We start from the raw sequence: 18873 nt of genomic DNA on the forward strand, positions 1-18873 counted from the left end.
AGGCCCTCGACCGACGCTCCAGCGCCGTTCGACCGGCCGTCCCTAGCTTTCACACGGATATCGCGGCCAGGAGGTCTTCCATGACGAGCACATCCGACCGTCGGGTGGTCATCACCGGGATTGGCGTCATCGCCCCCGGTGGACTGGGCACCAAGGCGTTCTGGGAACTGTTGACCGCTGGCCGCACGGCCACCCGTACCCTGTCGTTCTTCGACGCCACCCCCTTCCGGTCGCGGGTGGCCGCGGAGGCCGACTTCGACCCGGTCGCCGAGGGCCTGTCGCCGCAGGAGGTCCGCCGGATGGACCGGGCGGCCCAGATGGCAGTGGTCTGCACCCGGGAGGCGCTGGCCGACAGCGGCTTCGAGGTCGTCGACCCGACAAGGGTCGGCGTGAGTGTCGGCACGGCGGTTGGGGCCACGATGAGCCTCGAAGAGGAGTACGTCGTGGTCAGCGACGGCGGCCGGAAATGGCTGACCGACCACCGGTACGCCACCCCGCACCTCTACGACTATCTGGTACCGAGCTCGTTCGCCCGCGAGGTGGCGTGGTCGGTCGGGGCGGAAGGTCCGGCGACGGTGGTCTCCACCGGCTGCACGTCGGGCCTCGACTCGGTCGGCCACGCCCGGGAGCTGATCCGGGAGGGCTCGGCCGACGTGATGATCGCCGGCGCGACCGACGCCCCGATCTCGCCGATCACCGTGGCCTGCTTCGACGCGATCAAGGCGACCACGGCCCGCAACGACGACCCGACGCACGCCTCCCGGCCGTTCGACAACAGTCGCGACGGGTTCGTTCTCGGTGAGGGTTCGGCGATGTTCGTCCTCGAAGAGCTCGAGCACGCCCGCCGGCGAGGCGCGCAGATCTACGCCGAACTGGTCGGGTTCGCCTCGCGCTCCAACGCGTTCCACATGACCGGCCTGCGACCCGACGGGCGGGAGATGGCCGAGGCGATCCGGGTCGCGCTCGCCGACGCCCGGCTGCCCGGCGACGCCGTCGACTACATCAACGCGCACGGCTCGGGTACGAAACAGAACGACAGGCACGAGACTGCGGCGTTCAAGCGGAGCCTCGGCGACCACGCGTACCGCACCCCGGTCAGCTCGATCAAGTCGATGATCGGCCACTCGCTCGGCGCCATCGGCTCGATCGAGATCGCGGCGTCGGCCCTGGCGATCAAGTACGGGGCGGTGCCGCCGACGGCCAACCTGCACGAACGCGACCCGGAGTGCGACCTCGACTACGTGCCGCTCACCGCCCGTGAGCAGCAGACCGACGTGGTGTTGAGCGTGGGCAGCGGGTTCGGCGGCTTCCAGAGCGCGATGCTCCTGGCGCGTGTGGCATGACCACTGTCGTCACCGGGGTCGGGGTGGCCGCGCCCAACGGGTTGGGCCGCGACGCCTTCTGGGCGGCCACCGTCGCCGGGGTGGGTGGCATCGGGCCGATCAGCCGTTTCGACCCCTCGGGTTATCCCGCCCAGTTGGCCGGTGAGGTGCCCGGGTACGAGGCGGCCGAGCACATCCCGAGCCGGCTGATGGCGCAGACGGACCACATGACCCGGCTGTCGTTGACGGCGGCGCAGTGGGCGCTGGCCGACGCGTCGGTCGACCCGTCGGCGCTGCCCGAGTTCGGCATGGGTGTCGTCACGGCCAGCGCGTCGGGCGGCTTCGAGTTCGGCCATCGTGAGCTGGAGAAGCTCTGGAGCAAGGGCTCGGAGCACGTCAGCGCCTACCAGTCGTTCGCCTGGTTCTACGCTGTCAACACCGGCCAGATCTCCATCCGTCACGGGATGCGTGGGCCGACCGGCGTGCTCGTCACCGAGCAGGCGGGCGGGCTCGACGCGGTGGCGCAGGCCCGACGTCAGGTGCGCAAGGGCGTGCAGCTCGTGATGACCGGCGGTGTCGACGCGTCGCTCTGCCCGTGGGGCTGGACGGCCCAGCTCGCCAACGGCCTCCTCAGTACGGGGCGCGATCCGGCCACGGCGTACCTGCCGTTCGACGCCAACGCGTCGGGTTACGTGCCGGGCGAGGGCGGGGCGATCCTCGTGTTGGAGGACGAACACGCCGCCGCCCGGCGCGGGGCCGCCGTCTACGGGGTGATCGCCGGTTACGGCGCGACGTTCGACCCCCGGCCCGGCTCCGGCCGTCCGCCGGGTCTGCGTCGGGCGGCCGAGATGGCAGTGTCCGACGCCGGTCTCACACCGGCCGACATCGACGTCGTCTTCGCCGACGGCGCCGGTGTCGCGGAGCTCGACCGCGTCGAAGCCGAGGCGATCACCGCGGTCTTCGGCCCACGCGGGGTGCCGGTGACCGCGCCCAAGACGATGACCGGCCGGCTCTACTCGGGCGGGGCGGCGCTCGACCTCGTCTCCGCGCTGCTGTCGATCCGGCACGGAGTCATCCCGCCCACCACAAACATCCGCCAGCCGGCCGAGGGCCTGCACCTCGACCTGGTGCGCGACGTCGCGCGGGAGACACCCGTACGCGCGGCGCTCGTCCTCGCCAGGGGCTACGGCGGGTTCAACGCGGCCATGGTCGTGACCGACGAAAGGAATGGACGATGACCGACGCCAGCCTCGCCGCCGTCGCGAACTTCGACGAGCAGCAGGCACTTGACCTGCGTGAACGGCAGATCGCGGTGCTGGGAAGCGCCAAACAGATCGCCAACGTGATCTACGTGGTCACCGAGCTCGGCGTTGCCGACCTGCTCGTCGACGGACCGGTGCCGGTAGCCCAACTGGCGGCGGCGACCGAGTCGCACGAGGACGCGCTGCGGCGGATCCTGCGCGCGGCCTGCGCGGTCGGCATCTTCGACGAGCAGGAGGACGGGGCGTTCGCGCTGACCCCGCTCGGCGAGGGGCTGACGTCGGCCCGAATCGGCGGGCTGCGGCCGATGGTGCAGTTCAGCGGCGCCGACTTCAACCGCCTCCCGTACGCGGAGATCCTGCACAGCGTCCGCACCGGCGAGCCGGCCTTCAACAAGGTCTTCGGCATGGGCTTCTACGACTACCTCCAGGCCCACCCGGAGGCCAACCGGTTCTTCGAGGGCTTCATGGCCCACTGGAGCCGGCGGCTCGCCGACCGGTTCGCGGCGGAGTTGGCGCCCGAGCGGTTCGGCCGGATCGCCGACATCGGCGGCAGCAACGGCTACTTCCTGGCCAAGATGCTCCAGCGTCACCCCGAGGGCACCGGTGTCCTCTTCGACCTGCCCGAGGTGGTGGCCGATGCCGAGCCGCTGCTCAAGGAGCACGGTGTCACCGAGCGGGTCGAGGTGCGGGGCGGCGACTTCTTCACCGACGAGCTGCCGGCCGGCGCCGACGCGTACATCCTGAAGTCGATCGTCCACAACTGGCCGGACGACACCTGCGTCACGCTGCTACGTCGGATCCGCGCGGCGATCGGCGACGCCGACTCCCGCCTCATCGCGATCGACCAGATCGTGCCGCCGCGCAACCAGTGGGACCACGCCAAGATCATCGACATCGACATGCTGGTGCTCTTCGGCGGCAAGGAGCGCGACCTCCGCGAATGGCAGGCGCTGTTCACCGCGTCCGGCTTCGAGCTGGTCAACACCCCGGCGTCCCGCGGCTGGGCCCTGCTCGAAGCGCGTCCGATCTAGGAAAGGAAGCCCGCAATGGCACACATCGGCATCGACCAGCCGGTCGTGACGATGGTCAACGTCTTCACCGTCGAGCCGGCCAACCAGCAGAAGCTCGTCGACATCCTGATCGAGGCCACCGACGCGGTGATGTCCAAGGTCGACGGTTTCGTGTCGGCGAACATCCACGCCAGCCTCGACGGAACCCGGGTCGTCAACTACGCGCAGTGGAAGAGCGAAGAGCACTTCACGGCGATGCTCCAGAACCCCGAGGTCCACCCTCACTTCGGCGAGGTACGCGCGATCGCCACGCCGGAACGCCACCTCTACAAAGTCGTCTACACGGAGGACGCTCATGTCTGACGGAAGCACCGACGTCCTGATCGTCGGCGGCGGCCCGGTCGGTTTGTCGACCGCGCTCTTTCTGGCCCGCAAGGGGATCCGGCCGATCCTGGTCGAACGTCGGCCCCGGCTGTCGACGATCCCCCGCGCGACCGGTCTGCACGCCCGCACTGTGGAGATCTTCCGCACCGTCGGCCTGGAACCGGCCGTGCAGCAGGCCGGCATGAAGATCGTCGGGCCGGGCGCCGAACTGGACCTCGTCCGCGCAGGCCGCGCCACGCCACTGGTCATGCTCGGCGCCCAGTCCCTGGCCGATCTCCACAAGTCGTTCGTCATGGAGGCGCATGACGTCGACTACGACCCGTTCACGCCGAGCTGGCCGATCTGGTGCGGCCAGGACCACTACGAGCCACTGCTCCACGACGCCGCCGTCGAGGCGGGCGCGGAGATCCGCTTCCAGAACGAGCTGATCGGGCTGACCCAGGACCAGGACGGGGTGACCGCGACAGTCAACGACAACGGCACCACACGCACGATCCGGGCGCGCTACGTCGTCGCGGCCGACGGCGTGAAGAGCCCCGTCCGGAACATGCTTGAGATCGGAGACCGCAGCAACGGTGTCGCCGGGAACTTCGTCAGCATCATCTTCCGCGCCAAGGTCGACCTGCCCGAGTCGGCACCCCGGTTCACGCTGATCTACCTGATGAACCAGCTCGCCCAGGGTCTGCTGCTCTTCATCGAGCCGGGGCGGTGGATGTTCGGCGTCAACTACTACCCCGAGCGGGGGCAGTCGCCGGCCGACTTCACACCGGAACGCTGCGTCGAACTGGCCCGGATCGCGGCCGGTGACCCCGAGCTGGAGGTCGAGGTCGAGTCGGCCCAGCCCTGGGACGCGCGGCACATGGTCGCCGACGCGTACCAGTCAGGGCGGGTCTTCCTCGCCGGCGACGCGTGTCACGCCCACCCGCCGGCCGGCGGCTTCGGCGTCAACGCCGGCATCCAGGACGCGCACAACCTGGCGTGGAAGCTCGCCGACGTCCTTGCGGGGCGGGCCGACGAGAGCCTGCTCGACTCCTACGAAGCCGAGCGTCGTCCGGTCGGCGCCGCTACCGCCGACCAGGCGTGGATGCTCTTCCGCACCCGGGGCCAGCTCGCCGACGAGGACAAGGCCGCCTACCGGGACTTCGTCATCGTGACGATGGGCTACCGCTACACCTCCAACGCGATCGTCGGCGCGCCCGCCGACACCGAGCTGCTGCCCCGCGAGCTGACCTTCACCGGCCAACCCGGATCGCGTGCCCCGCACGGCTGGGTGGACCACGACGGCGCTCGGGTCTCCACTATCGACGTGCTGACCGAGGGCTGGACGTTGGCCACGGCTCCGGGCGACGACGCCTGGCTGGCGGCGGCCGAGGCGGTCTCGGCGGAGACCGGGCTTCCGATCAAGGCGCTGACCGCCGGCCCCGACGGTGACCTCGCCGACGACGGTTCGTGGCTCGCGAGCTGCGGAGTCGGCCACGGCGGGGCGCTGCTGGTACGCCCCGACGGGATCGTCGCCTTCCGCAGCGCCGGCCCGGTCGACGACCAGGCGCAGACCCTTGCCGCCGCCCTGGCCACGATCCTGCGGGGAGCGTGAGCACATGTCCTACCGCGCCCTCATGGTCATGCGGATGGCCCCCGGTCACGCCGACGCGGTCGCCGAGCTCTTCGCCGAGCACGACAAGGGCGACATGCCCCACGTCGTCGGCATCTCGCGGCGCACGCTCTTCCAGTACCAGGACCTCTACATGCACCTGCTCGAGGCCGACACCGACGTCTTCGACAAGCTCCTCGCGGCCCGAGCCCGCGCGGACTTCCAGGACGTCAACCGGCGGCTCTCGGCCTACCTGCAGCGCTACGCCCCGGACAGCATGACCGAGTTGCAGGACTCGAAGGCCACGCCCTTCTACACCTGGAGCCCCGAGACAGGGAGCATCACGTGACGCTGACCCGCCGCGACATCAACGACATGATGCAGGCATACAAGAAGACGAGCCTGCTGCGTACCGGTGTCGAGCTGGGTGTGTTCGACGCGCTCGCCGCAGGCCCGGCCACGGCCAGCGGGCTCGCCCCGCAGCTCGGCATCCACCCACGGGGGGCGCGCATCCTGCTCGACGCGCTCACCGCGATCCGCCTCACCGACCGGACCGGCGAGCACTTCTCGCTCACCCCGGCGGCCGCCGACCACCTGGTCAGCACCCGTCCGGACTACCTGGGCGGCATGGTCAAGGTGATGTCGAGCGACTGGGAGTGGGACGCGTTGCGCGACCTCAGCGCCGCCGTGCGGGCCGGCGGCACAGTGCTCGACGTGCACGCCGAGACCCCGGAGTACACCTACTGGGAGGACTTCGCCGCCTACGCGACGAAGGTCGCGCAGCCGACCGCCGAGGTGATGGCCGAGGCGCTCGCGCCGTGGACGAAGGAGCGCGCCGAACTCGACATCCTCGACGTCGCCTGTGGCCACGGCGTCTACGGCTACACCCTCGCGCAGCACAACCCCCAGGCGGCGGTGACCTCGCTGGACTGGCCCAACGTGCTCGCCGTGACGGAGAAGCACGCCGAGCGGCTCGGCGTGCGCGACCGGGCGTCGTTCCTGCCGGGTGACATGTTCACCACCGATCTCGGCGGCCCCTACGACGTCGCGCTGCTCACCAACGTCACCCACCACTTCTCCGAGGAGCGGGTGCACGAGTTGGTGGCCCGGCTCGGTTCCGTGGTCAAGCCGGGTGGGCGGCTGGTCATCGTCGGTTTCACCACTGGCGACGAGTCGCCGGCACTGGACCCGGCGCCGTACCTCTTCTCGGTGTTGATGTTGGTCTGGACCTTCGAGGGGGAGTCGCACTCCGTCGCCGCCTACAACCGGGCCCTCGCAGCGGCGGGCTTCGGCCCGGCCGCCGTCCACCCGACGGACCTGCCGTTCCGAGTGCTCGTCGCAGAGAAGGGATGATCATGCATCGGCAACCGATCGTGAAGGTCGCCGCCACCGACGTGCCCGGCATCAACCGGATCGGCGGCGAGGTGCGGATCCTGCTCAGCCCGAAGACCGTCGACGCGACGGAGGGCTTCATGGGCACGGTCCGGCTGGAGCCGGGCGAGTTCCTGGCGGAGCAGTACAACCCGTACTCGGACAAGTTCTGTTATCTGGTGCGCGGCGAGGTGGTGATCCGCGTCGACGGCGCGGAGGTCAAGCTCGCGCCCGACGAGGCTCTCATGGTCCGTCGCGGCCAGCGGCACCGCATCGTCAACGCCGGTGGCGAGACCGCGCTGATCGTGTTCCAGATCAGCCCGCTGGCCCCGCGCCCCGAGCTGGGCCACGTCGACACCGAGGAGGTCCCGCACCCCGAGTCGCCGGTGCCGCAGGTCGGCGGCGTGCGCGACGGGTGGCAGCGACCGACGGGAGGAACCTCATGAGCCAGCTGACCCTCGACGACCTGCGTCGGATCCTGGAGACCAGTTCCGGCGTGGTCGAGCAGACCGACTGGGCCGATCCGGCGACGCTCGACGCGCCGTTCGACGACCTCGGCTACGACTCGCTCGCGCTGTTGGAGCTGGCGGCGCGGGTGCAGCAGGAGTACGAGGTGCGCATCCCCGACGACGCTGTGTCGATCATGAAGACGCCGCGGCTCGCCGTCGACTACGTCAACCAACGACTCGCGGATCGGTGACCCCATGGCCGGACACACTGACAACGCGGTCGTCATCAACGCACCGTTCGACCTCGTCTGGGATCTGACCAACGACATCCCCAACTGGCCCTCCCTGTTCAGCGAGTACGCCAGCACCGAAGTGCTCTCGACGTCCGCCGACGGGGCCGTCGTCTTCCGCCTGACCATGCACCCCGACCCGGCCGGCCGGGTCTGGAGCTGGGTCTCTGAGCGGGTGCCCGACCGCAGCGACCGGGTGGTGCGGGCACGGCGGCTGGAGACCGGCGCCTTCAAGTACATGAACCTGTTCTGGGAGTACACCGAGATCCCGGACGGCGGCGTGCGGATGCGGTGGGTACAGGACTTCGAGATGCGGGCGGGCGGGCACGCCGACGACGAGGGCATGACCGCCCACCTCAACCGGACCACACGTGAGCAGCAGGCACGCATCCGGGAGATCGTGGAGAAGGCCGCGGCCGAACGCGGACAGTCATGACCGCCACCGTCAACACGCCCGTCGGCAAGAGCTGGTTGATCTGCCCGGGCTGCCGGGCGCTGCTCTACCAGCGCCGGGTCGAGCGCAACCTGGGCGTCTGCCCGGAGTGCGACCACCACGACCAGGTCACCGCACACCAGCGGATCGAGCAACTCTTCGATCTCGACTCGGTCGAGGAGCTGCCACCGGTCGGCGCCTTGGGCGATCCGCTGGGGTTCGTCGACACCAGGCCCTACCCGCAGCGGATCGAGGCCGCCCGCCGACGTACCGGGCTCGACGAGGCGGTCGTCTGCGTCCGGGGCACTGTCGAGGGGCAGCCGTTGATAGCTGCGGTCATGGACTTCCGGTTCCTCGGCGGCAGCCTCGGCACGGGCGTCGGCGAGCGGATCACCCGGGCCGCCGAGTTGGCGCTCGAAACCCGTACGCCGCTGCTGATCGTCAGCGCCTCCGGCGGCGCCCGGATGCAGGAGGGCGTGTTGTCGCTCATGCAGATGGCCAAGACGAGCGCGGCGCTCGGGGCCCTCGACGAGGCCGGGGTGTTGACGATCTCGCTGGTCAGCGACCCGACCTACGGTGGTGTCGCGGCATCGTTCGCGACGCTCTGCGACGTCATCCTCGCCGAGCCGGGCGCGCGCCTCGGCTTCGCCGGGCCGAGGGTCATCCAGCAGACGCTGCGTCAGCCGCTGCCGGCCGGCTTCCAGACCGCCGAGTACCTCTTCGCCCGCGGCATGCTCGACGACCTGGTGCCCCGGTCGAACCTGCGGCCGACGATCGGCCGGCTGCTGGCCTTCGCGGGGGCCGACCGGTCCGCGCCGGATCCTTACCCGGTACGGGCCACCACGCCCCCCGAGTCGGCGGACCCATGGGCGGTCGTGGCGCTGTCCCGCGACCTCGGCCGACCATCCACACTCGACTACATCGGCCACTTCGTGGACGGTTTCGTGGAGCTGCACGGCGACCGGCTGGCGAGTGACTGCCCGGCGATCGTCGGCGGCCTCGGTCTGATCGACGGCCGGCCCACAGTGGTGATCGGCCATCAGAAGGGCCACACGGTCGCCGAGGTGGCCAGCCGCAACTTCGGCATGGCGACACCGGCCGGCTATCGCAAGGCGGCCCGGCTGATGCGCCTGGCCGAGAAGCTCGGCACGCCGATCGTGACGCTGATCGACACGCCCGGCGCCTACCACGGCATCTCCGCGGAGGAGAACGGGCAGGCCCTCGCCATCGCCGACAGCATCCGGCTGATGGCCGGGCTGACGGTTCCGGTCGTCGCGATAGTGACCGGCGAGGGTGGCAGCGGAGGTGCGCTCGCCCTCGGCGTCGGCAACCGGGTGCTGATGCTCGCCAACGCGACGTACTCGGTGATCAGCCCGGAAGGCTGCGCCGCGATCCTCTGGAACGACTCGGGCCGGGCCGACGAGGCCGCCGAGCAGCTCAAGCTCCAGGCCGGCGACCTGCTGGCGCTCGGCGTCGTCGACGGGGTGGTCCCCGAACCACCCGGCGGGGCACCGGCCGATCCCGGGGCGACAGCGTCGGCCGTACACCGGGCGGTTGTCGACGCGTTCGCGGAGTTGGCTGGTCTCAACCGCGAGGAGGTGCGGGCCCAGCGCCGGGCCCGCTTCCGACAGATCGGAGGTCTGACGAATGCCGGAGGGTAACGGCGACCCGCTGGATGCCGCGGTCCGCAGTCTCGCGCGGCTGATCGGGTCGACGCCTGGTCCGGTCCGCCGCGCCCGGCTCCAGCACGGTGACCTGGTGGTCGAGGTGGAGTGGCCGGACGGCGCACCCGGGGTGGCGGCCGCCCCGGCGGCCCCGCCGGTGGAGGCCGACGCCGGCCTGCACTACGTGTGCGCGCCGATGGTCGCGACGCTCTACCTCGCCCCGTCGCCCGGCGCCGACCCGTTCGTCAGTGAGGGCGACCAGGTCGTGCCCGGCCAGCAGGTCGCGATTCTCGAAGCGATGAAGATGATGATTCCGGTGGAAGCCGACCGCGCGGGCGAGGTGGTGAAGGTGCTGGTGCCCAACTCGACCCCGGTCGAGTACGGCGAACGGTTGATCGCCTTAGCTGTGTCGGAGGGCTGACCCAGTGTTCGAGTCGGTGCTGATCGCCAACCGGGGCGAGATCGCGGTCCGGATCGCCCGGACCTGCCGGGAGATGGGGTTGCGTACCGTTGCGGTCTACTCGACGGTCGACCGGGACTCGGCGGTGGTGCGGCTGGCCGACGAAGCCGTCCAGATCGGGCCGGGTCCAAGCCGGCGCAGCTACCTGAGCGCCCCGGCCATCATCGAGGCGGCCCGCCGCACCGGGGCCGAGGCCATCCACCCGGGCTACGGCTTCCTCTCCGAGGACCCGGACTTCGCCGAGATCTGCGAGGCCGACGGGATCACGTTCATCGGGCCGCCGCCCGCCGTGATGGCCGCGCTGGGGGACAAGGCTCGGACGCGGGGCATCATGGCGGGCCTCGGCCTGCCCGTACTCCCCGGTACGACCGACGCCGTCGAGTCGGCGGCCCACGCCCGCGGGGTCGCCGAGGAGATCGGTTTCCCGCTGATCATCAAGGCGGTCGCCGGTGGCGGCGGCCGGGGCGTACGGGTGGTCCGCGACCCGGCCTCGTTCCTGGGTGAGTTCGCGTCCGCACGGGCCGAGGCGCAGCTGCTCTTCGGCGACAACCGGGTCTACATCGAGCGCTACCTCGAGTCGGCCCGCCACGTCGAGGTGCAGGTGCTCACCGACCGCTACGGCAACGGCATCCACCTGGGCGAGCGCGACTGCTCGGTGCAGCGGCGTCACCAGAAGCTGATCGAGGAGTCACCCGCGCCCGGGTTGCCGCAACACATGGTCGACCGGATGACCGCCGCCGCGGTCACCGGCGCGCTCGGTGTCGGCTACGTCGGCGCGGGCACCTTCGAGTTCCTGGTCGGCGGTGGGGACGACTTCCACCTCATGGAGGTCAACTGCCGGCTCCAGGTCGAGCACCCGGTCTCCGAGTTGGTGACCGGCGTCGACCTGGTGCGGCAACAGATCCTCGTCGCGGCCGGCGAGCGGCTGGCGCTGACCCAGGCCGACGTGACGCCGCGTGGCACGGCGATCGAGTGTCGCGTCAACGTCGAGGACCCGGCGCGCGGCTTCGTACCGACGCCGGGTGAGCTGACCCGCTTCGACCTGCCCGCCGGCCCGTTCGTCCGGGTCGACACACACGGGTACGCCGGCTACCGGGTCCCGGCCGACTACGACTCCCTCCTCGCGAAGGTGGTCGTCTGGGCGCCCGACCGCACCCAGGCCCTGGCCCGGATGGCCCGGGCGCTCGACGAGTGCGCCATCGAAGGGCCCGGTGTGGCCACCACCCGGGACTTCCTCCGATCGACGCTCGACCACCCGCTGTTCCGCGCCGCGAAACACGACACCTCGCTTGTCGACACCATGCTCACCGGCCTCCAGCCGGACACCACCGAAGCTCCAGGGCGCCACTAACCGAAGGGTTCACACTGCTGCCGGTTCGCGGGTTTGCGGCCCGTGCGTCCACGCGGGCGCCCGCGGACGGAAGGTGGCCGACATGGCAATTGACAACGCTTCTCGAGGTGTCAGCCGACGGCGATTATTGGCCGGAGTCGGCGCGGGGGCGCTCGCGGCCGGCACCGGGGGAGTCCTGCTCGACGCGACGCCGGCGGCGGCCGCGTTCTCCAACCGGTTCGGTCGGATGTTCCCGTCGCTGCCGGCGTTCGGGTCCGCGACGAACCAGATGCGGAACGCGCTGATCGACCTGTCGCGCGTCGGCGGCCCGATGGACGCCCGCGACCCGCTCACCGTCGGCGCGGAGGCGCTCGCCGACCAGCAGCAGCACAGCATCAACAACCCCGACAACTTCTCGATCCCGCAGGGCATGACGTACTTCGGGCAGTTCATCGACCACGACCTGGCCTTCGAGACGACGGCGCCACTGGGCACGCCGGTCGACCCGACCACCGTGCCCAACCCGCGGACGCCGGCCCTCGACCTCGACTCGCTCTACGGTGGCGGGCCGACCGGGAACCCGGAGCTGTACAACTCGGCCGATCCCGCCAAACTCAAGATCGAGTCCGGTGGACGCTTCGAGGACCTGCCCCGCAACTCCAGTGGCAGGGCGATCGTGTTCGACGTCCGCAACGACGAGAATCTGCCGATCGCGCAGATCACGGCGGCGTTCATCCTCTTCCACAACCGGGTGGTCGACCTGGTGCGCGCACAGGGCACACCGGCGGCACAGGTCTTCGGCGCCGCCCGGCAACTCGTCACCTGGCACTACCAGTGGATCGTGCTCAACGAGTTCCTTCCGCTGATCGCCGGCCCGGGCACTGTCTTCACAGTGCTCAACGGCGGCCGTCGCTTCTACAAGCCGGAGCCGAACGCGACGTTCATCCCGGTCGAGTTCACCGCGGCGGCGTTCCGCTTCGGCCACAGCCAGCCACGACCGGCCTACCTGGTCAACCGGACCGGCAACGGCGGCGACGAGTTCTACGCCATGCTCTTCGACCCGGCGCTGAGCGGCGCCGACCCGGCCGACCTGCGCGGTGGGAAGCGGGCCGCCCGTCGCTACCTCGACCACCAGTTCTGGTTCCAGTTCTTCGACGGCCAGGTGCGGTGGAGCAAGTGGATCGACGTCCGCAACTCGACGCCGCTGTTCGGCTTTCCGTTGCCCCCACCGCCGTCCGGCTCGCCGTCGGCCAACCTGCTCGGACGTGACCTGCTCCGTCAGCTCACCTTCGGCATCCCATCGGGCCAGCGGGTCGCCGCACACATCGGGGCGCCCGCCCTCGGCAGCTTCAACTTCCCGGAGCTCAGTGGGTACGGCCTCGGACTGGACTCCAACACCCCGCTCTTCTACTACATCCTCAAGGAGGCACAACTCCAGGCCGGCGGCGGTTCGCTGGGCGCGGTAGGGGGGCGAATCGTGGCGGAGGTGCTCATCGGCGTCGCCCAGCTGGACCCGGCGAGCTACCTGAAGGTGCAGCCCAACTGGCGCCCGACCCTGCCCGCCCGCTTCTCGGGCCAGTTCACGATGGCCGACCTGCTCACGTACGCCAGGGTCGACCCGGCCAGTCGCAACTCCTGACGGCGCCTGCTCCGCACCCGGGCCCGCAGTGGCTCGGTGTGTGGAGCACGGGCGCGGTTGAACGGGACTCCAACGGTCCTCGACACTGGTGCGGGAGGGTGCGGACATGACTGGCAACTTCAGCGATTTCAAGGTGGCGGATCTGTCGTTGGCGGCCTTCGGGCGTAAGGAGATCGAACTGGCCGAGCATGAAATGCCGGGTCTGATGTCGATCCGGAGGGAGAACGCCTCGCGGCAGCCGTTGAAGGGTGCGCGGATCACCGGCTCGCTGCACATGACCATCCAGACGGCGGTGTTGATCGAGACGTTGGTGGCCCTCGGCGCGCAGGTCCGGTGGGCGTCCTGCAACATCTTCTCGACCCAGGACCACGCGGCGGCAGCGATCGTTGTCGGCCCGACCGGCACCCCGGAAGCCCCGGCGGGTGTCCCGGTCTACGCCTGGAAGGGCGAGTCCCTCGACGAGTACTGGTGGTGCACCCAGCAGGTGCTGCTCTGGCCGGACGGGCAGGGCCCGAACATGATTCTCGACGACGGCGGTGATGCCACGCTGCTGGTGCACAAGGGCGCCGAGTTCGAGGCCATCGGGGCGGTTCCGTCGCCGGAGAGCGCCGACTCCGAGGAGTACGAGGTCATCCTCGGTGTGCTGACGCAGTCGCTGCGGGAGGACAACGGTCGCTGGACGCGGGTCGCCGCCGGGATCAAGGGGGTGACCGAGGAGACCACTACCGGCGTGCACCGGCTGTACGAGATGCAGCAGGCAGGAAGCCTGCTGTTCCCGGCGATCAACGTGAACGACTCGGTGACCAAGAGCAAGTTCGACAACAAGTACGGCTGCCGGCACTCGTTGATCGACGGGATCAACCGGGCCACCGATGTGCTGATCGGTGGGAAGGTCGCGGTGGTGTTCGGGTACGGCGACGTCGGTAAGGGCTGCGCCGAGAGTCTGCGTGGTCAGGGAGCGCGGGTCATCGTGACCGAGGTGGACCCGATCTGTGCCCTGCAGGCAGCGATGGACGGCTACCAGGTCGCGACCATCGACGACGTTGTCGAGACCGCCGACATCTTCGTGACGGCGACGGGCTGCTTCAGCGTCATCACCAACGAGCACATGGCGCGGATGAAGCACCAGGCGATCGTGGGGAACATCGGCCACTTCGACAACGAGATCGACATGGCTGGTCTCGCGAAGCGCGGGGACGTCGAGCGGATCACTGTGAAGCCGCAGGTGGACGAGTGGCGGTTCGCGGACGGCCACTCGATCATCGTCTTGTCGGAGGGTCGGCTGTTGAACCTGGGCAACGCCACCGGGCATCCGAGTTTCGTGATGTCGAACAGCTTCGCCAACCAGACCATCGCGCAGATCGAGCTGTTCACCACCACCGACCAGTACCCGATCGGTGTCCACACCCTTCCGAAGCACCTGGACGAGAAGGTGGCCCGACTCCACCTCTCCGCGCTGGGTGTCCGCCTCACCGAACTGACGAAGGAACAAGCCAACTACCTCGGTGTCCCGGTCGAGGGGCCGTACAAGCCCGACCACTACCGCTACTGAGAGGGCGCGCCTCGCATGATCGCCGTATCTGGCTCGATCGCGACCGACCATCTGATGCGCTTCCCGGGGCGGTTTGCCGAGCAACTCATCGCCGGCAGCCTCGACACCGTCTCGCTCTCGTTCCTCGTCGACGACCTGGTCGTCCGGCGCGGCGGGGTCGCTGCCAACATCGCCTTCGGGCTCGCTCAACTCGGGCACCGGCCGGTGCTGCTCGGCGCGGTCGGCGGCGATTTCGGGGACTACCGCAGTTGGCTGGAGCGGCACGGGGTCGACTGCTCGGAGGTGCAGGTCAGCTCCGTCGCACACACAGCCCGGTTCATCTGCACCACCGACACCGACCTCTGCCAGATCGCGTCCTTCTACCCCGGCGCGATGGGCGAGCCCGACCGGATCAGCCTCGACGGTGTCGCCGCGCGGGCTGGCGGGCTCGGGCTCGTCATCGTCGCCGCGGAGAACCCGGACACGATGCTCGCCCGCGCCGCCGCCTGCCGCCGGCTGGGCCTGCCCTTCGCCGCGGACCCGTCACAGCAGCTGGCCCGGATGCCGTCGGCCGACATCGAGGCCATGATCAACGGTGCTGGTTACCTGTTGACGAACGAGTACGAGGCGGCGCTGCTGGAGTCGAAGACCGGGCTGAGTGAGGACGACATCCTGCGCCGCGTGGGCGTGCGGGTCGTGACCCTGGGCGCCAACGGGGTACGCGTCACCGGTCAGGACTGTGACTTCCTGGTGCCGGCGGCGCGGGTGGGCCGCATCGTCGACCCGACCGGTGTCGGCGACGGCTTCCGGGCCGGCTTCTTCGCCGCGCTCGCCGCCGACCTGCCCATCGAGCGCGCGGCACAGGTGGGCTGCGTACTGGCGGCGCACGTGCTGGAGGTCGAGGGCCCGCAGGAATACACGGTCGACGCCGCTGCTTTCGAGCGCCGCATCGCCGACTCCTACGGCCCGGACGTCGCCGTCGACGTGCGGGCGCTGGGGCTGGCTCGGGTCTGATCGGACCGCCGCCCCGGGGACGAGCCGGGCCCGTCCCGGGGGCGGTCTTCAGACGATTTACGACGACTAGCGAAGCTCGATCTTGACACTGTGATACCGGATGACTACCCTACGGGCCGATCCGCACATCGGGGGTGTCATCGTGGCGGTGCCGATCGACTTCATGGTGCTCGGGCCCCTGGAGGTTCGCGTTGGTGACCAACGCGTAGAGATGGGCGGCGAGCGGCAGAGAAGGCTGCTGGCCGGTCTGCTCCTCCGCCATGGTCAGCTGGTGTCCGCCGCGGACCTGATCGCCGTCGCCTGGAGCGGGGACCCGCCCGCGACAGCTCGCAACCAGATCCACAGCGGAATCTGGCAGCTACGTCGCACACTTGATCGCTACGGTGCGGCGCATCTGCTGGTTGGTGAGCGCGCCAACTACCGGCTTCGGGTCGACGCGAGTCAGCTGGACCTCGCCCGATTCAAGGACGCCGTGTCCGAGGGGCGGCGCCTCATGGCGCTCGATGACAAGCGCAAGGCTGCTGTCGTGCTGCGTCAGGCGGTGTCGATGTGGCGGGGTCCTGCGCTCGCGGATCTGAACGGCATCGTCCTGGAGCGCGAGGCGGCCGTGTTGGAGGAGATGCGCATCGCGGTTCTCGAAGAGTGTCTGGAGTGCGAGCTGACCGTCGGCGCCGGGGCTGCCGTGGTCGCCGAACTGACTGATCTGGTGGTGAGACATCCGCTGCGCGAGCGGCTCGCGGCAATGCTGATGACAGGCCTCTACCAGTCCGGACGGCAGGCCGAGGCGATCGAGGCGTACCAGCGCGTCGCTTCCACGCTCGCCGACGAACTGGGCGTCGACCCGGGCGACGAACTGCGGAAGACCTACGAGGCGATTCTTCGGCAAGACCGAGCCCTCGACCCGTCGGCGCGTCCCGAGGGCGTCGCCGTTGTGTCCGGCGCCGGTGCGACACCTGTTCGCCCGGCTCAACTTCCCATGCAAGGGGCCCTGTTCGTCGGCCGTTCCGCCAGTCTGGCCGAGTTGGATGGGGCTCTGGCGACCGATCCCACCGACCAGCCGCGCCCGACGGTCCTGTCCATCGTGGGCCACGCCGGTGTCGGCAAGACCACGCTTGCCGTCCGTTGGGCACATCGGGTCCGTGACCGTTTCCCGGACGGGCAGCTCTTTGTGAACCTGGACGGGTTCGGCCCGGACGGAACGGCGGCCCTCAAGTCGACCGACGTCCTCCGAGACTTCCTGGAAGCGTTGAACGTTCCGCCGGACCGGATACCTCCCGGGCTCAACGCCCAGGCGAGTCTCTACCGCAGTGTCCTGGCCGATCGGCGGGTGCTGGTAGTGCTGGACAACGCCCGCGACGCGGCACAGGTACGCCCACTGCTTCCGGGCAGCCCGTCCTGCCTGGTCGTGGTCACCAGCCGAAACCGGCTCACCGGACTCGTCGTGAACGAAGGGGCTCAACCCGTCGCACTCGACATGCTCACCGAGGTGGAAGCGCACGAGTTGCTCACCCGCCGCCTCGGCGTCGCCCGGGTCGTGCGGGACGCGGAAGCCGTCGACCAGATCATCCGCCGGTGTGCGGGACTACCCCTGGCGCTGGCCATCGTCGCGGCGCGTGCGGCCACCGACGTCCAGCTCTCGATCGAGGTCCTCGCCAGTCGCCTCGGGAGCGGCAAGGACCTGGACGTCCTTGCCGGAGACGATCCGGGCTCCGACCTCCGCACAGTTCTCTCCGGTTCCTACCGCGCTCTCAGCCCCGAACACGCCCGACTGTTTCGCCTGCTCGGCCTGCACCACGGCCTGGAGATGGCAGTCTCGACCTGCGCCAGCCTGGCCGGACTGCCGCTGGACCAGACCAGTCGACTGCTGGCCGACCTGGTAGCCGTCCACATGGTCGAGCGGCGTTCGACCGACCGGTACGCGCTCCACGATCTCCTGCGCGCGTACGCGCGCGAACTCGTCGATGTCCACGAGACCGAGCGCGATCGACGCGCCGCGCGGCATCGGATGCTCGACCACTACCTGCACACCGCCCATGTCGCCGATCGGCTGATCTATCCGCACCGGCGTGACTCGATCGACCTCGCGGCGCCGCAGCCCGGCGTGACCACGGAGATCCTCGCTGACAGCGACGCGGCGTTCGCCTGGTATACGCACGAACGGCGGGCACTCGTCATTGCGGTCGACATGGCAGCGTCGAACGGGTTCGACTCGCACGCATGGCAACTTGGCTGGACACTGACCACCTTCCTCAACCGGCTCGGGTGGTGGCACGAGTGGGCCGCGGTCGAGGCCACGGGTCTCGTCGCCGCGCAGCGGCTGAAGGACCGCAGGGCCGAGGCGCGCTGTCATCGCGGCCTCGCCAACGCCCACACCCGCCTGGGGCACTACGACCGTGCCCGCCAGCACCACGGCTCTGCCCTGAATCTGTACGTCGAGATCGGGGATCGGACGGGACAGGCGCAGGTCCACAGCAATCTGTCCTGGTTGGCCGAGCGCCAGGGAAGCTACGGTGACGCGCTGGCGCACGCCGAACAAATGTTGCACCTCTACCGGCGTGTGGGCCCCGAAGCCGGCGTAGCCAGCGCGCTCAATGCGGTCGGGTGGTATCACAGCCTGCTGGGGGACCACACCCGCGCTCTTGACTACTGCGGACGCGCCGTCACTCTCACGCAACGCCTGGGCGACCTCCACGGTGAGGCGTACGTGTGGGACAGCCTGGCGCATGTTCACCACCAACGAGGTGACCACGCCCAGGCGCTCTCCTGTGGGCGGCGCGCGGTCGACCTGTCTACGGAGGTTGGTGAGACCACCCTCCAAGCCAGCGCGTTGGCCCGCCTCGGCGACACCTACGAGGCGGCGGGTGACCTCGCCTCCGCGTGGAAGGTGTGGCATCAGGCCTTGGATGTCTACAACGGACGCGACGAGGTGCAGGCGGCGGCCATTCGAGAAAAGCTGAAGGTCAGCATCTACGGCTCCTGACCTCCTGCCGGTCGTGACAATCAGACATGGGCCCGAACGCGGATCTCCAACCCATCGACGGGTGTTCACACCTTGGCAGCGGTGCGCGCCTCCGCTAACGTCCATGGGAACGCTCCCATGAACTTAGATACATCTATGTGATC

The 18873-nt window shown here is 69.8% G+C and carries 17 protein-coding genes; all 17 read left to right on the forward strand.

Annotated features, from left to right (window positions below; all coding sequences use genetic code 11):
• Positions 1-80 precede the first annotated feature (80 nt).
• The 17 genes from OHB44_RS04110 to OHB44_RS04190 all read left to right on the forward strand — a co-directional run bounded on the left by OHB44_RS04110 (position 81) and on the right by OHB44_RS04190 (position 18730).
• Complete coding sequence (locus OHB44_RS04110; protein WP_238683685.1) at positions 81-1343, forward strand: beta-ketoacyl-[acyl-carrier-protein] synthase family protein; 1263 nt, start codon at positions 81-83, stop codon at positions 1341-1343.
• Complete coding sequence (locus OHB44_RS04115) at positions 1340-2560, forward strand: ketosynthase chain-length factor (protein WP_330439663.1); 1221 nt, start codon at positions 1340-1342, stop codon at positions 2558-2560. Before OHB44_RS04110 ends, OHB44_RS04115 begins: the two co-directional genes overlap by 4 nt.
• Complete coding sequence (locus OHB44_RS04120) at positions 2557-3615, forward strand: methyltransferase (protein ID WP_238683683.1); 1059 nt, start codon at positions 2557-2559, stop codon at positions 3613-3615. Before OHB44_RS04115 ends, OHB44_RS04120 begins: the two co-directional genes overlap by 4 nt.
• A gap of 15 nt (positions 3616-3630) precedes the next feature.
• On the forward strand, positions 3631-3957 hold the full coding sequence (locus OHB44_RS04125) for an antibiotic biosynthesis monooxygenase family protein (protein ID WP_210781784.1): 327 nt from the start codon (positions 3631-3633) through the stop codon (positions 3955-3957).
• Positions 3950-5572, forward strand: a complete 1623-nt coding sequence (locus OHB44_RS04130; protein ID WP_330439664.1) for an FAD-dependent oxidoreductase — start codon at positions 3950-3952, stop codon at positions 5570-5572. Before OHB44_RS04125 ends, OHB44_RS04130 begins: the two co-directional genes overlap by 8 nt.
• Before the next feature lie 4 nt (positions 5573-5576).
• The gene (locus tag OHB44_RS04135; RefSeq protein WP_266303756.1) at positions 5577-5918 is read left to right on the forward strand and encodes a TcmI family type II polyketide cyclase; all 342 of its coding nucleotides are present in this window, start codon (positions 5577-5579) and stop codon (positions 5916-5918) included.
• Positions 5915-6922 (forward strand): methyltransferase, encoded by a 1008-nt coding sequence (locus OHB44_RS04140; RefSeq protein WP_266303755.1) that lies wholly within the window; start codon positions 5915-5917, stop codon positions 6920-6922. Before OHB44_RS04135 ends, OHB44_RS04140 begins: the two co-directional genes overlap by 4 nt.
• Entirely contained in the window at positions 6922-7386 is a 465-nt protein-coding gene (locus OHB44_RS04145) for a cupin domain-containing protein (protein WP_238683860.1), read from the forward strand. The genes OHB44_RS04140 and OHB44_RS04145 overlap by 1 nt, the downstream gene beginning before the upstream one ends.
• A complete protein-coding gene (locus OHB44_RS04150) occupies positions 7383-7640 on the forward strand; it encodes an acyl carrier protein (protein ID WP_091394916.1) in 258 nt (85 codons plus the stop codon). Before OHB44_RS04145 ends, OHB44_RS04150 begins: the two co-directional genes overlap by 4 nt.
• Positions 7641-7644: 4 nt before the next feature.
• Positions 7645-8115, forward strand: a complete 471-nt coding sequence (locus OHB44_RS04155; RefSeq protein WP_238683679.1) for an SRPBCC family protein — start codon at positions 7645-7647, stop codon at positions 8113-8115.
• A complete protein-coding gene (locus OHB44_RS04160; RefSeq protein WP_266303754.1) occupies positions 8112-9773 on the forward strand; it encodes an acetyl-CoA carboxylase carboxyltransferase subunit alpha in 1662 nt (553 codons plus the stop codon). Before OHB44_RS04155 ends, OHB44_RS04160 begins: the two co-directional genes overlap by 4 nt.
• Entirely contained in the window at positions 9760-10197 is a 438-nt protein-coding gene (locus OHB44_RS04165) for an acetyl-CoA carboxylase biotin carboxyl carrier protein (RefSeq protein ID WP_266303753.1), read from the forward strand. The genes OHB44_RS04160 and OHB44_RS04165 overlap by 14 nt, the downstream gene beginning before the upstream one ends.
• Before the next feature lie 4 nt (positions 10198-10201).
• The gene (locus OHB44_RS04170; RefSeq protein ID WP_330439667.1) at positions 10202-11587 is read left to right on the forward strand and encodes an acetyl-CoA carboxylase biotin carboxylase subunit; all 1386 of its coding nucleotides are present in this window, start codon (positions 10202-10204) and stop codon (positions 11585-11587) included.
• Positions 11588-11714: 127 nt separating this feature from the next.
• On the forward strand, positions 11715-13205 hold the full coding sequence (locus tag OHB44_RS04175) for a peroxidase family protein (RefSeq protein ID WP_330439668.1): 1491 nt from the start codon (positions 11715-11717) through the stop codon (positions 13203-13205).
• A gap of 106 nt (positions 13206-13311) precedes the next feature.
• Complete coding sequence (ahcY, locus tag OHB44_RS04180) at positions 13312-14757, forward strand: adenosylhomocysteinase (protein ID WP_238683675.1); 1446 nt, start codon at positions 13312-13314, stop codon at positions 14755-14757.
• 15 nt (positions 14758-14772) lie between these two features.
• Positions 14773-15750, forward strand: coding sequence for a carbohydrate kinase family protein (locus tag OHB44_RS04185; protein WP_238683674.1), 978 nt, complete (start codon positions 14773-14775; stop codon positions 15748-15750).
• 100 nt (positions 15751-15850) lie between these two features.
• Positions 15851-18730 carry an AfsR/SARP family transcriptional regulator gene (locus OHB44_RS04190; RefSeq protein ID WP_330439669.1) on the forward strand — a complete coding sequence of 960 codons (2880 nt, stop codon included), beginning with the start codon at positions 15851-15853 and terminating at the stop codon, positions 18728-18730.
• The last annotated feature ends 143 nt before the right edge of the window (positions 18731-18873 follow it).

Origin of the sequence: Micromonospora sp. NBC_00821, from assembly GCF_036347035.1 — a bacterium.
Classification (GTDB): domain Bacteria; phylum Actinomycetota; class Actinomycetes; order Mycobacteriales; family Micromonosporaceae; genus Micromonospora; species Micromonospora hortensis.

Excerpts from the sequence above, each read along its gene's own strand:
- OHB44_RS04185 (WP_238683674.1), top strand. The coding sequence starts at position 14,773 with ATGATCGCCGTATCTGGCTCGATCGCGACCGACCATCTGATGCGCTTC.
- OHB44_RS04160 (WP_266303754.1), top strand. The coding sequence starts at position 8,112 with ATGACCGCCACCGTCAACACGCCCGTCGGCAAGAGCTGGTTGATCTGC.
- OHB44_RS04150 (WP_091394916.1), top strand. The coding sequence starts at position 7,383 with ATGAGCCAGCTGACCCTCGACGACCTGCGTCGGATCCTGGAGACCAGT.
- OHB44_RS04110 (WP_238683685.1), top strand. The coding sequence starts at position 81 with ATGACGAGCACATCCGACCGTCGGGTGGTCATCACCGGGATTGGCGTC.
- OHB44_RS04125 (WP_210781784.1), top strand. The coding sequence starts at position 3,631 with ATGGCACACATCGGCATCGACCAGCCGGTCGTGACGATGGTCAACGTC.
- OHB44_RS04165 (WP_266303753.1), top strand. The coding sequence starts at position 9,760 with ATGCCGGAGGGTAACGGCGACCCGCTGGATGCCGCGGTCCGCAGTCTC.
- ahcY (WP_238683675.1), top strand. The coding sequence starts at position 13,312 with ATGACTGGCAACTTCAGCGATTTCAAGGTGGCGGATCTGTCGTTGGCG.
- OHB44_RS04155 (WP_238683679.1), top strand. The coding sequence starts at position 7,645 with ATGGCCGGACACACTGACAACGCGGTCGTCATCAACGCACCGTTCGAC.
- OHB44_RS04120 (WP_238683683.1), top strand. The coding sequence starts at position 2,557 with ATGACCGACGCCAGCCTCGCCGCCGTCGCGAACTTCGACGAGCAGCAG.
- OHB44_RS04130 (WP_330439664.1), top strand. The coding sequence starts at position 3,950 with ATGTCTGACGGAAGCACCGACGTCCTGATCGTCGGCGGCGGCCCGGTC.
- OHB44_RS04135 (WP_266303756.1), top strand. The coding sequence starts at position 5,577 with ATGTCCTACCGCGCCCTCATGGTCATGCGGATGGCCCCCGGTCACGCC.
- OHB44_RS04190 (WP_330439669.1), top strand. The coding sequence starts at position 15,851 with ATGACTACCCTACGGGCCGATCCGCACATCGGGGGTGTCATCGTGGCG.
- OHB44_RS04115 (WP_330439663.1), top strand. The coding sequence starts at position 1,340 with ATGACCACTGTCGTCACCGGGGTCGGGGTGGCCGCGCCCAACGGGTTG.